Genomic DNA, 12,722 nt, shown 5'->3' with positions numbered 1-12,722 from the left:
ATTCAAAAATAATATTTGGGAATGTCTTTGAAGGTAAATGAATAAGATCAGTTAAATGATTGTGTGAGGTAAATTCGATTATATTTTGTAAGGGGAAATATAATTTGAGAAGGTTGATTTTGAAAGCATAGTGGGTGATAAATCATAGATATTTAAATTTGTGTTGGGCTTGTTAGGTTTTCACATGTTGATTTCATTTGAGTGGGAATTAAGGGATAAAATTGTGTAACGAGGAGTTCCGTAGCATAACGTTTTTCATCATTATGAAAAAAACGTCTTGTTTGAATTTGTCCGCTGATTGCTACGATGATGTCTTCTTTAAAAACTTCTTTAATTTGAATTGCCACTTCTCCATAAGCTTTGCAGTTTAAAAAGTCATACATAGGTCGTTGGTTGCGACTTAAATAATTACGTGTAACTTTGACTGAAAAAGTTATAAAGTGACTGTCTTCTTTTTCATAATGCTGGGGCGGACGATTTATACAACCGATTGCTTGAAATTGGTTAATTGAGCTCACCTCCTATATCCGTAATATAGTCGGTTTATTATAATAAAACAATGTTCAATAAATTAAAAACAACCGTGCAATCCCATTTAAAAGTTCAAGCAGGTAAAGAATTTTTTTACTTTTTGAGTTATAATAAGCGATGAATCCATTTTTTCGAAAAGTTCTTTAATCTTTTAAGGGGTTGGTTGAATGAAAACATTTAAGGCTGTCCGCTTCCAAATCGTTTCTGAAAACAGTACTGTGACAGAATATGAACTGATAGATGGCGTTATTATTAATAAAGAAAATAGTGGAACTGGTTGGTTATTGGAAATTGTCATTTCCGATGTGCATCAGGAACAAATGGAACAATATATGGCAGAAGAAAAGTTATTAGACATTCGTGTCGTCATTACACGCCCATCCAATGATCCTGCGTTATTTGATGCAACTATCAAACATATTACACCTTTAAAAGAGTATATCTCTGTCGTATTTGAATGTCACATCTATACATTGCGACAAGTTTACGCGGAAAGTTTACTTGAGCAATTAGTGAATGAAGGTCTTGAAGGTGATGAATTAATCACAACATTTAACCGTATGATGCAATCAAAACCACGTTTAAAAGACGAACGGCAATAGTGCAAGATTTATCATTTTCGACAATGACTTTTCGTAAAAATTAAACATAGCAGAAATAATAAAATGAATAAAACATCTCAAATTTATTTGAACAAGAAGAATATCGTCATTTCTTCAAATAAAAGTAGATGTCTAGGTTACACTTGATTCAAGCTGTTCATCACCCAGACATCTACTTTTTTTATATTGGACATTCCTCATGTCATTATATTTAATTTTTAATTAAGCATTAGGATCTTGCAATGCGAATGTCAATTCACAACTACATGCAATTTGGCCATCAACTGTTGCTTTAGCAGTTCCTTTTCCTATCGGCCCTTTAATTTTTGTGATTTCTACTTCTAATCGTAGCGTATCTCCAGGGACCACTTGCTTTTTAAAACGACATTTATCTATACCAGCAAATAGGGCTAACTTCCCTTTATTCTCCTCACTATTAAGCATAGCGACAGCACCTGTTTGTGCTAAAGCTTCTGTAATCAAGACACCTGGCATAACTGCATATTCTGGAAAATGGCCTTGGAAAAATGGTTCATTACCTGAAACTTGTTTAATTCCCACACAACGTTCACCCGGCTCATATTCAACAACTTTATCTATCAACAAAAAGGGTTGACGGTGCGGTATAATATTTTTTATTTCATTATAATCAAAGATGGTTTCCATTAATCTTCTCCTCCAATTGTTTCAAATATATGATGCCAAAAACTCAAATCAAACATTTTAATGACGTTGTCATGGTTAATGATAAAGCCTGTCATGATTCCCACAAAAAATAAAATCACAGCAACAATTACAAAAAGAATCAATTTAGCACTGAGTGAATGCTTCAGGACTTGTAACCAGTTATTTCGCTTAATCATTAACTCTTTCAATTTGTGCACCTAATGATTTAAGCTTTCCATGAAAATTCACATAACCACGATCAAGGTGTTTCAGCTCAGTTACTGTTGTTTCTCCATCTGCCACAAGGCCAGCTAAAATTAAAGCTGCGGCTGCACGTAAATCGGTTGCTTTGACCTGCGCACCTTGCAACTCACTTTTGCCTTCTATTTTTGCACTACGGCCTTCAACTGATATTTTAGCATTCATACGCTTAAATTCACCCACATGCATAAAACGGTTTTCAAACACCGTTTCAGTAATGACTTTATGGCCTTCAGCTGTTAAAAGCAGTGCCATCATTTGTGATTGCATGTCTGTCGGGAAACCTGGGTGAGGGAGTGTTTTAACATCAACTGGCTGTAATTGTTCTGGTGCAGTTACACGAATACCATCCTCTTGATATTCGAGGTTTACACCCATTTCTTCCAATTTATAGACTAAACTTGTCATGTGCTCTTTAATTGCACCTTTAACCAATACATCGCCTCTCGTAATAGCAGCAGCAATCATCAGTGTTCCCGCTTCAATACGATCAGGGATAATTGAATGTTGGACCCCTTTTAATGATTCAACACCGTTAATAATAATAGTATCTGTGCCTGCACCTTTAACATCCCCGCCCATTTCATTAATGTAATTTGCGAGGTCGACAATTTCAGGTTCTCTTGCAACATTTTCAATGACTGTACGTCCTTTTGCCAAGGTTGCTGCCATAATTACATTTTGTGTTGCGCCTACACTTGGAAAATCAAAATGGATCTCATTTCCAACTAAACCTTGAGGCGCTTCAGCATAAATATAACCTGCTTCTTGATATATTTTGGCACCTAATGCTTCAAGTCCTTTTAAGTGTTGCTCTATCGGACGCGAACCGATTGCACACCCTCCAGGTAATGCTACTTTTGCACGTCCTAATCTTGCTAATAAAGGTCCCATAACAAGGATGCTAGCTCTCATTTTACTAACATATTCATAAGGGGCTTCTTCATTTAAATCTTTAGAAGCATCAACTGTTACTGATTGCTTTTTTTCGTGATATTTCACTTTAGCATTTAAAACACTAAGTACGTTGTTAATTGTTTCGACATCACTTAAAGCAGGTACGTTAAGTAATTCACTTTTCCCTTTGCTTGCTAATAATGAAGCTGTAATAATCGGTAGGACTGCATTTTTAGCCCCCTCTACCGTTACTTCACCTTTAAGCGTTTGACCGCCTTTAACAATAATTCTATCCATCTTCATTAATCCTCCACTAGTTTACAACTCTGTTCTATTTTTTAATTGGTCACTACTTGAGCAAATACACCTGTTATTAGCTATTTAACTTATTTATTTTATTTTAAACATCATGATTTGAATTTTTAAAATAAATATCTGATTTGCGTAGAAAAATGTAGTAAATCAATAATAAAATTACTTACGCTTGTGCCTAATAAAATTGCTGCAAAAATCATAATGACTTGAACTTGCATAGGATATCCTTTTTTAAAAAACTGATCTAGCCTAATTGCATTTAAGCCCCAATAAGCAATACAAATACACAGCACGTGCGTTAAAATATGTGCGATAGCAAATTGACCCATATAATCCATATTGTTACTTTGCTCCTTCACAATTTCATTCTCTTCATTAATTCTACATGATTTATAGTACAATTCATACTATTAGCGCCTTATACAAACACACTTTTTCTATAATAGCATTGAAATGAAATATAATGGACAATAATAGTTTTAGAGACTTATGATTGCTAGATTGCAGCATTGATACCATTATAAAAAGCTCGATGTGTGGATAGATACACATCGAGCTTTTTATTGTTAGCTCGTAAAAGCCAACTACTTGTATTTAGCAACTTCGATACGGTTATCAGCACGTTGCAATGCACGTTCTGCACGTTTTAAATCCGTATCTGATTGATCTCCTTCAAGATAAAAAGTTGCACGTTGCTTTGCTGATTTTGCACGCTCTAAGTCAATATCTTCTGCTGATTCAGCAGCTTGTGCTAAAATATTTACTTTTTCATGTCTAATCTCAGCAAACCCTTCTGTTACAGCGATATAATCTGCTTTACCATCTTTAGTCACTTTGATATGACCGATTCTTAATGGTGTAACCGTCGGAATGTGACCGTACATCACACCCATCTCGCCTGCTGTTGTTTGTAAGACAACGATTTCTACGTTCTCTTCTTTATAAACAGAACCATTAGGAGTGACGATATCTAAGGTTAATGTATTCATTATCCAAGCCTCCTAATTTGTATTAAACTTCTACACCCATATCTTTTGCTTTCGCAATCACGTCATCAATGCCACCCACTAAGCGGAATGCATCTTCAGGAATATGGTCATACTTACCATCTAAAATTGCTTTGAAGTCTTGTACAGTTTGTTTAACAGGGACGTAAGATCCTTTTTGACCTGTAAATTGTTCAGCAACATGGAAGTTTTGTGATAAGAAGAATTGGATACGACGCGCACGTTCAACAGTTTTCTTATCTTCATCTGACAATTCATCCATACCTAAAATAGCAATGATGTCTTGTAATTCACGGTATTTTTGTAAAGTAGATTGAACTTGTCGTGCAACATCATAGTGTTCTTGTCCAACTACAGTCGGTTCAAGCGCACGTGACGTTGAAGCTAATGGGTCCACAGCTGGGTAGATACCCATTTCACTAAGTTTACGTTCCAAGTTTGTTGTTGCATCTAAGTGCGCGAAAGCTGTAGCTGGCGCTGGGTCAGTATAGTCATCGGCTGGTACGAATACCGCTTGAATTGATGTAACAGACCCTTTATTTGTAGATGTAATACGTTCTTGTAATTGACCCATCTCAGTCGCTAACGTTGGTTGATAACCTACTGCTGAAGGCATCCGGCCTAATAATGCTGATACTTCTGAACCTGCTTGTGTAAAACGGAAAATATTGTCGATAAACAATAATACGTCTTGTCCTTGTTCATCACGGAAATATTCAGCCATAGTTAAACCTGATAATGCAACACGCATACGTGCACCAGGTGGCTCGTTCATTTGTCCGAATACCATCGCTGTTTTAGCAATAACACCACTATCTTTCATTTCATAGTATAAGTCATTACCTTCACGTGTACGTTCACCAACACCGGCAAATACTGAAATACCACCGTGCTCTTGAGCGATATTGTTAATTAATTCTTGAATTAATACGGTTTTACCTACACCGGCACCACCAAATAATCCAATTTTACCACCTTTTATGTAAGGTGCTAGTAAATCTACAACTTTAATTCCAGTTTCTAAAATTTCTACTTCTGTAGAAAGTTCATCAAATTGAGGTGCTGAACGGTGAATCGGGTCACGACGTACTGAAGCGTCAACTTCACTTTCTAAGTCAATATGTTCACCTAAAACATTGAAGACACGTCCAAGTGTTGCATCTCCTACTGGTACGCTAATTGGTGCGCCAGTATCTTTTACTTCTGAACCACGTTGAACACCATCTGTAGAGTCCATTGCGATTGTACGTACAACATCGTCACCTAAATGAAGAGCGACCTCTAAAGTTAAACTCTCAGTTTCACCATCTCTTGCCACTTCGATGATAAGTGCGTTGTTAATATTTGGAATTTCATTATGTTCAAAACGCACGTCAATAACTGGCCCCATGACCTGAGTTACACGGCCTAATCCCATGTTTCTTCCTCCTTAAAATCAAATTATTCTAACGCTGCTGAACCACCAACAATTTCAGTGATTTGTTGTGTAATGGCTGCTTGTCGCGCACGGTTAAATTGTAATGATAAATCATCAATCATTTCTGCTGCATTATCAGAGGCATTCTTCATCGCATTCATACGTGATGCATGTTCACTCGCCTTAGCATCAAGAATCGTGCCATATATTAAGCTCTCAATATATTGAGGTAATAAGACTTTTAATATCGCTTCTTTATCTGGCTCAAATTCATATGATGATAACGCGCCATGCCCTAAGCTCGAATCCTCAGGAGATAATGGTAATAATTTTTTACTTCTTGGTTTATTTTCAATTACACTCATGTAATGGCTATAGTAGACATGTAATTCATCAATACGTTCTTCTGCGTATAAGTCAACAGCGCGTTTAGCTATAGCTTGAATGGCTTTAAATGAAGGCTGATCTGGAATATCAGTTAATGTATTTTCAATCTCGTATCCTCTATTTTTTAAAAATGAAGCACCGATTTGTCCTAGCACAATAATACTGTATTCGTCAGAACTTTGATGTCGTTTTTCAATATCACGAATCATATGTTTTAAAACGTTGGCACTGTATGCACCTGCAAGGCCTCGGTCACTTGTAATAACCATATAACCAACACGTTTCACTTCACGTTCAACAAGCATAGGATGGGTGTTATTCGTATTCGCACCCGCAATCGCTGTAATCGCATCTTCCATTTTTTCCATATAAGGTCGAAATGTTTTTGCATTTTTTTCAGCTTTACGCAATTTCGAACTAGAAACCATGTTCATCGCGTTTGTAATTTGCTTCGTCTTTTTCGTTGATTTTATACGAGAATCAATTTCTTTTAATGAAGCCACTATCTCACCACCTTATCTATTTTAATGATCGATTATTCTTCTGAAACTTTGAATCCTTTTTTGAATTCCGTAATTGCTGCTTCAAATTTATCATCTGCAGGCAATCCGCCAGTTTCACGAATTTCAGTGAAGATATCATTGGCATTTGATTTTGTCCATTCAATTATTTCACTTTCAAAGCGTGTAATATCAACAACTGGAATATCGTCTAAATAGCCACGTGTTAATGCGTAAATGATTAACACTTGATGTTCAACTGGTAATGGCTTGTTTTGATCTTGTTTAAGTACTTCAACTGTACGCTTACCACGCTCTAATTTACGGGCTGTTGCTTCATCAAGGTCAGATCCAAACTGAGCGAATGACTCTAATTCACGATAAGAAGCCAAGTCTAAACGTAATGTACCAGCAACTTTTTTCATTGCTTTAATTTGTGCAGAACCCCCTACACGTGATACTGAAAGACCTGCATTAATCGCTGGTCGAATACCTGAGAAGAACAAGTCTGATTGTAAGAAAATTTGACCATCTGTGATCGAAATAACGTTTGTTGGGACATAAGCAGAAATGTCACCTGCTTGTGTTTCAACGAATGGTAAGGCAGTGATTGAACCGCCACCTAAATCATCATTTAATTTCGCCGCACGTTCTAATAAACGACTGTGTAAGTAGAACACATCACCTGGATAAGCTTCACGACCTGGTGGACGACGTAATAATAATGATAACTCACGGTATGCAGCTGCTTGTTTTGTTAAATCATCATATACGATTAAAACATGTTTACCGTTAAACATGAATTCTTCAGCCATAGATACACCTGCATACGGTGCGATGTATAACATTGGAGCTGGTTGAGCTGCAGAAGCAGAAACAACAATTGTGTAATCTAAAGCTCCAGCTTGACGTAATTTTTCAACGGCTGCACGTACTGTTGATTCTTTTTGACCAATCGCAACATAGACACAAATCATGTCTTGATCTTTTTGGTTCAAAATCGTATCAATGGCAACTGTAGTTTTACCAGTTTGACGGTCACCAATAATCAATTCACGTTGACCACGACCAATTGGAACAAGCGCGTCAATTGCTTTGATACCTGTTTGTAATGGTTCGTCAACAGATTTACGTGCCATAACACCTGTTGCTTTTTTCTCGATAGGGCGTGTTTTTGTCGAATTTATTGGACCTTGTCCGTCGATAGGTTGTCCTAATGAGTTTACGACACGACCGATTAATTCTTCACCTACTGGAACCTCCATAATTCGTCCAGTACGTTTTACTTCGTCGCCTTCTTTAATTTCATCATAAGGACCTAAAATTACGACACCCACGTTTGTTTCTTCTAAGTTTTGTGCCAGTCCAAGTACGCCGTTATGGAATTCTAATAATTCACCAGCCATAACGTCGTTTAATCCGTGAACTAATGCAATACCGTCACCAATTTGAATAACTGTACCTACATCTGTTACAGACATTTCTGACTCATAGTTTTCAATTTGTGAGCGAAGTAATGCACTAATTTCTTCAGCTTTTATGGCCATCTATGTCACTCCTCCATTTAATCTAATTAATGTGCTCTGTTAAACTTTTTAATAAGTTGATTTAAATCATTTTGTACACTGCCATCGTAGACCTTAGTCCCAATTTTAACGCGCACGCCACCAATGAGGGATTCATTGATATCAGCATGAATGATTAAATCTTTAAGTCCTGTACGATTTAACAATGCATTTTTAACTTGCATCAATTCATCATCTGTTAAAGATGTTGCTGATTCCACATATGCATCTGCTAAACCATGGAAGTTATAATACTGCGCTTCAAATGCTTTAAATATTGCAATAAGCAAATGTAAGTTTCGGTGTGATCCAATGATTTTTAATGTATTCAATAAGTATGGATGTACACCTTTAAACACGTTCTCTACGATATGATATCGATCTGCAATTGTAATTTTAGGCTCGTAATCGATACCTTTTAAATAATCAATTTGACTTTGGATCGCCGTATTAATTTCCGTAAATTCATCGTAAACTTCTGTTAACACATTTTGATCGATCGCAACATCAAAAAGTGCTTGGGCATATTTTTGAGCAACGTCAGCCATTACTTATCCCCTACCTCTTTAACATACTTCTCTATTAAAGCTTTTTGATCTTGTTCAGAGATTTCTTTACGCAATACTTTCGATGCAATCAGTACTGAAAGTTCAGAAACTTGATTGTTAATTTCTGCCAATGCACGTTCTTTTTCACTCTTAATTTCGCTTTGGGCTGTTTCAATCATACCGTTAGCACGTTGGTTAGCCTCGTGAATAATCTCTTCTTGCTGACGTTGAGCTTGAACTTTAGCATCTTCAAGAATTTTATGCACTTCGTCTTGTGTTTCTTTTAATTTTTGTCTATTTTCTTCTTCTAAACGTTGAGCATTCATTTTTGCACGTTCTGCATCATCAATATCTTGATTAATCGAACGCTCACGATCGTCCATGACTTTTTTAAGTGGTCCCCAAGCAAACTTTTTCAATAGCGCAAGCAAGATAATAAACGTTACCACTGTAACGATAATATCACCAATATTTACGCCAGTTGCAGCTGCAAAGGTAAATAAATTAGCAGTCACTATGATGTACACTCCTTTCAACCATTTCATCTATTAAACAATAAAAACGAACGGCGAAAGTCTAATCAATACTAGACCTCGCCTATGACACATGTTACGCATGTATTGTAGGGCAACACACATGTTTTGAAAATGTCGTGCGTCTAATTTGCGCTGTTATTAAATGAATAAAACGATGAATGTAATAACAACCCCGATGATAGGAAGTGCCTCAACTAAACCAATACCAATGAACATGATTGACATTAATTGTGTACGTGCTTCTGGTTGACGTGCTACACCTTCGACTGTTCTAGAAACGATTAAACCGTTACCGATACCTGCACCTAATGCTGATAAACCAATTGCGATTGCTGCTGCGATTAAATTCATTATATAAATCCTCCTAAAAGTGTTTTAAAATTTAAATTTAAATTGATTTTATTTTAATGGTCGTCAAGCACTTTGTGTGACATATAAACCATTGCTAACATTAAAAAGATATAGGCTTGGATTGAGCCTACAAAGATTGAGAAACCTTGCCAAACAATTAAACCAGGAATACCTATTAAGAAGCCAAAAGCAACTCCTGTCGTCGCTTTTGCAAGCAAACCTAATAATATTTCACCCGCATATATGTTACCGTATAAACGAAGACCGAGTGTTAGTGTTGATGCAAACTCTTCGAAAACATTGATTGGTAACAATGCAAGGTATGGTTGACCATAACCTTTTAGATAATTTTTTGTACCACGCATTTTAACACCATAGTAATGCGTTAACAGAACCATCATCGTTGCGAGTGTTAAAGTGACATGCGGATCTGCTGTAGGTGACTTCCACCATAAATAATGGTTATTTATAAACTGCAATGGAAGCCCTAGCATGTTCGCCACAAAAATAAATAGTATTAAAGTGACTGCTAAGAAGTGAAATTGTCCACCTTTCGACCAAGCCATATTACTTTCGATAATTCCTCGAACAAAATCAAAAACCCATTCAATGAAGTTTTGCGCACCTTTAGGTCTCTTCTGGAGATTGCGTGTACATAAGACTGCAATAATAAACACTATGACTGCTGTAATAATCAACATCATAATTGTAGATAAGTTGAAATTAATGTCCACTCCGAGAAAATTCCATGTCACCACGGGTTGTTTATGATCCATTCTTGATTTCACCTCTTTTCAAATTATAATTCGTCTTTTTCGCTCTTAATAAAAGGACGAAAAACCATTAACACATATGAAACCATCAACCCTATCAAGACGCCAAGAATATGTATTTGTGCTTGAAAGAATACCCATCCAGTACATGCTAAAATTGCGATTAAAAATCGCCAACCACTTCCAGTTGAAATGTGACCAACATTGGTTTTCTTTGATCGCTCTAAATAGTATTCAAAAATACATGTATTCGCAAAGGATGCAATTATTCCTACGATGAGCCCAAGTACAATTGGTGGTTGGATCTTGAAAACATATAGGATTAGAAGCCCTACTAAAATCGTAGAGTAATATGTTAAAAACGGCTGAAACATTTTAGAAAAACGATTCATATTGAGCCTCATTTCTGCCTAAAGACACAATTTTGAAAACCGTTCCACACATACAACTTTCATGATAATATAGGGGGAAAAGCGTGTCAATTGCACAGTGAAAAGGCTTCGATTTTGTACTCTAAATTGTCACAATTTTGACACATTTGACCCCCATATTTGATCACTTCACTTTAAAGCCTTCTGGTTTTTCTTCGATCAAGCCATACATATATTTAATGTTCTCACAAATACGTTTTGAGGCTTGACCGTCACCATATGGATTTTGAGCGATACTCATTGCTTGATAAAGTGATTCATCTGTTAATAATGCTCTTGTTGCTTCATACACATCATTTTCTTCGGTACCTACAAGTTTAAGTGTCCCCGCTTCAACCCCTTCAGGTCGTTCAGTCGTGTCTCTTAAAACGAGTACAGGTTTTCCTAATGACGGTGCTTCCTCTTGAACACCACCGGAATCCGTTAAAATAAAATGTGCTTGATGCGCGAAATTATGAAAATCTACCACTTCAAGCGGCTCAATTAATTCAATACGCTCGTGATCATTTAAATGTCGATAAGCGATTTCACGAACTTTTGGGTTTTTATGCATTGGATAGACGATAACTGCATCTTCTACTTCTTCCACGATTCGTCTAACTGCCTTAAAGGTATTTTCCATAGGTGTCCCTATGTTTTCTCGACGATGTGCTGTTAGCAGTATGATGCGTTTACCTTGGTGCCGTTGAATGATTTCAGAATGATATTGATCGTCAACTGTTGTATGCATAGCATCAATTGCCGTATTCCCAGTAACAACAACTTTATTGGGATCTTTCTTTTCATTCAAAAGATTTTGCGCTGCTTGTTCAGTAGGTGCAAAATGAATATCTGCCATGACGCCTGTCATTTGACGATTCATCTCTTCAGGAAATGGAGAGTACTTATTCCAAGTTCGTAATCCCGCTTCAACATGGCCAATACTGATTTCGTTATAAAAAGCAGCGAGACTGCCCGCAAACGTTGTCGTCGTATCACCATGAACCAAAATCATATCCGGTTTGGCTTGCTTAATGACACTTTCTAAACCTGTAAGTACACGTGACGTCACTTCTGATAATGTTTGCCCTTGCTTCATGACATTTAAATCGTAATCTGGTTCGATGCCAAAAGTATCCAACACAGAATCTAGCATTTCACGATGTTGGGCTGTGACAACGACTATCGGTTCGAGTTGTTCATCTTTTTTAAGCTGCAAAACAAGAGGTGCCATTTTGATGGCTTCTGGCCTAGTACCAAAAATCGTCATAATCCTTTTCATTACAAAAGCTCCTTATTATGAATTATTTTGTACCGAATAGGCGGTCTCCTGCATCACCGAGACCTGGAATGATATATGCATTTTCATCTAGTTTTTCATCGAGTGCGGCAATAAAGATATCCACATCTTCATGTGCTGCTTGGAGTTTTTCAACGCCTTCAGGGGCAGCAATAAGACACATGAAACGAATGTGCTTTGCACCACGCTTTTTCAATGAATTAATTGCTTCGATTGCTGAAGCACCTGTTGCAAGCATTGGGTCAACAACGATAATTTCTCGCTCTTCAATATCCTGTGGCAATTTCACAAAGTATTCGACAGCTTTGAGTGTTTCAGGATCTCTATAAAGTCCCACATGCCCAATACGAGCAGCCGGCACTAAATTTAAAATACCAGTCGTCATACCTAATCCTGCGCGCAAAATTGGAACAAATGCAAGTTTTTTTCCTGATAAACGCTTAGCAACTGCAGTAGTTACAGGCGTTTCGATTTCAACTTCTTGAAGTTCCAAATCACGTGTTACCTCATATGCCATCAGCATACCAACTTCATCAACTAATTCTCGAAATGCTTTGGTACCTGTATTCACATCGCGGATATAGCTCAGTTTATGTTGAATTAAAGGGTGATCAAAAACATGTACTTTACCCATTTTATTGCCTCCGTTTGTTATA

Annotated in this window: 17 protein-coding genes; 1 reads left to right on the top strand and 16 read right to left on the bottom strand. The window is 36.8% G+C overall.

Going from position 1 to position 12,722, the window contains the following annotated elements; translation table 11 throughout:
* Nucleotides 1-152 precede the first annotated feature (152 nt).
* Nucleotides 153-518 carry a single-stranded DNA-binding protein gene (locus KM149_RS03910; protein WP_050330400.1) on the bottom strand — a complete coding sequence of 122 codons (366 nt, stop codon included), beginning with the start codon at nt 516-518 and terminating at the stop codon, nt 153-155.
* A gap of 180 nt (nt 519-698) precedes the next feature.
* On the opposite strand from KM149_RS03910, the gene KM149_RS03905 reads away from it, so the two are divergent.
* A complete protein-coding gene (locus tag KM149_RS03905) occupies nt 699-1,133 on the top strand; it encodes a YwpF-like family protein (RefSeq protein WP_050330398.1) in 435 nt (144 codons plus the stop codon).
* A 222-nt stretch (nt 1,134-1,355) separates the two neighbouring features.
* On the opposite strand, the gene fabZ is transcribed toward KM149_RS03905, so the two are convergent.
* The 15 genes from fabZ to upp all read right to left on the bottom strand — a co-directional run bounded on the left by fabZ (nt 1,356) and on the right by upp (nt 12,700).
* A complete protein-coding gene (fabZ, locus tag KM149_RS03900) occupies nt 1,356-1,799 on the bottom strand; it encodes a 3-hydroxyacyl-ACP dehydratase FabZ (protein ID WP_214972209.1) in 444 nt (147 codons plus the stop codon).
* Complete coding sequence (locus tag KM149_RS03895) at nt 1,799-2,017, bottom strand: hypothetical protein (RefSeq protein WP_241415532.1); 219 nt, start codon at nt 2,015-2,017, stop codon at nt 1,799-1,801. Before KM149_RS03895 ends, fabZ begins: the two co-directional genes overlap by 1 nt.
* Nucleotides 1,989-3,254, bottom strand: a complete 1,266-nt coding sequence (gene murA, locus KM149_RS03890) for a UDP-N-acetylglucosamine 1-carboxyvinyltransferase (protein ID WP_060829593.1) — start codon at nt 3,252-3,254, stop codon at nt 1,989-1,991. Before murA ends, KM149_RS03895 begins: the two co-directional genes overlap by 29 nt.
* Nucleotides 3,255-3,379: 125 nt before the next feature.
* Complete coding sequence (locus tag KM149_RS03885; protein WP_060829592.1) at nt 3,380-3,610, bottom strand: DUF1146 family protein; 231 nt, start codon at nt 3,608-3,610, stop codon at nt 3,380-3,382.
* A 246-nt stretch (nt 3,611-3,856) separates the two neighbouring features.
* On the bottom strand, nt 3,857-4,261 hold the full coding sequence (locus tag KM149_RS03880) for a F0F1 ATP synthase subunit epsilon (protein ID WP_016426456.1): 405 nt from the start codon (nt 4,259-4,261) through the stop codon (nt 3,857-3,859).
* A gap of 22 nt (nt 4,262-4,283) precedes the next feature.
* Complete coding sequence (gene atpD / locus KM149_RS03875) at nt 4,284-5,696, bottom strand: F0F1 ATP synthase subunit beta (RefSeq protein ID WP_050330393.1); 1,413 nt, start codon at nt 5,694-5,696, stop codon at nt 4,284-4,286.
* Between the two features lie 23 nt (nt 5,697-5,719).
* Entirely contained in the window at nt 5,720-6,586 is an 867-nt protein-coding gene (atpG, locus tag KM149_RS03870) for an ATP synthase F1 subunit gamma (protein ID WP_050330391.1), read from the bottom strand.
* Nucleotides 6,587-6,618: 32 nt separating this feature from the next.
* Nucleotides 6,619-8,130, bottom strand: a complete 1,512-nt coding sequence (gene atpA / locus KM149_RS03865; RefSeq protein ID WP_016426453.1) for a F0F1 ATP synthase subunit alpha — start codon at nt 8,128-8,130, stop codon at nt 6,619-6,621.
* 26 nt (nt 8,131-8,156) lie between these two features.
* Entirely contained in the window at nt 8,157-8,696 is a 540-nt protein-coding gene (locus tag KM149_RS03860) for a F0F1 ATP synthase subunit delta (protein WP_050330390.1), read from the bottom strand.
* Nucleotides 8,696-9,217 carry a F0F1 ATP synthase subunit B gene (locus tag KM149_RS03855; protein ID WP_103356679.1) on the bottom strand — a complete coding sequence of 174 codons (522 nt, stop codon included), beginning with the start codon at nt 9,215-9,217 and terminating at the stop codon, nt 8,696-8,698. The genes KM149_RS03860 and KM149_RS03855 overlap by 1 nt, the downstream gene beginning before the upstream one ends.
* Nucleotides 9,218-9,370: 153 nt before the next feature.
* Nucleotides 9,371-9,583: a F0F1 ATP synthase subunit C gene (gene atpE, locus KM149_RS03850; RefSeq protein ID WP_014613343.1), complete on the bottom strand. Its 213-nt coding sequence runs from the start codon at nt 9,581-9,583 to the stop codon at nt 9,371-9,373.
* Between the two features lie 53 nt (nt 9,584-9,636).
* Nucleotides 9,637-10,359: a F0F1 ATP synthase subunit A gene (gene atpB, locus KM149_RS03845; RefSeq protein WP_016426450.1), complete on the bottom strand. Its 723-nt coding sequence runs from the start codon at nt 10,357-10,359 to the stop codon at nt 9,637-9,639.
* A gap of 23 nt (nt 10,360-10,382) precedes the next feature.
* Entirely contained in the window at nt 10,383-10,748 is a 366-nt protein-coding gene (locus tag KM149_RS03840) for an ATP synthase subunit I (RefSeq protein ID WP_060829590.1), read from the bottom strand.
* A gap of 163 nt (nt 10,749-10,911) precedes the next feature.
* Nucleotides 10,912-12,048, bottom strand: a complete 1,137-nt coding sequence (wecB, locus tag KM149_RS03835) for a non-hydrolyzing UDP-N-acetylglucosamine 2-epimerase (RefSeq protein WP_241415531.1) — start codon at nt 12,046-12,048, stop codon at nt 10,912-10,914.
* 22 nt (nt 12,049-12,070) lie between these two features.
* Nucleotides 12,071-12,700 carry a uracil phosphoribosyltransferase gene (gene upp, locus KM149_RS03830; protein WP_016426447.1) on the bottom strand — a complete coding sequence of 210 codons (630 nt, stop codon included), beginning with the start codon at nt 12,698-12,700 and terminating at the stop codon, nt 12,071-12,073.
* Nucleotides 12,701-12,722: the final 22 nt, after the last annotated feature.

This window comes from Staphylococcus coagulans (assembly GCF_022557135.1).
GTDB classification, from domain to species: Bacteria; Bacillota; Bacilli; order Staphylococcales; family Staphylococcaceae; genus Staphylococcus; species Staphylococcus coagulans.
The sequence above is the reverse complement of the archived record's forward strand: the minus strand, read 5'-3'. Positions and strand labels throughout refer to the sequence as shown.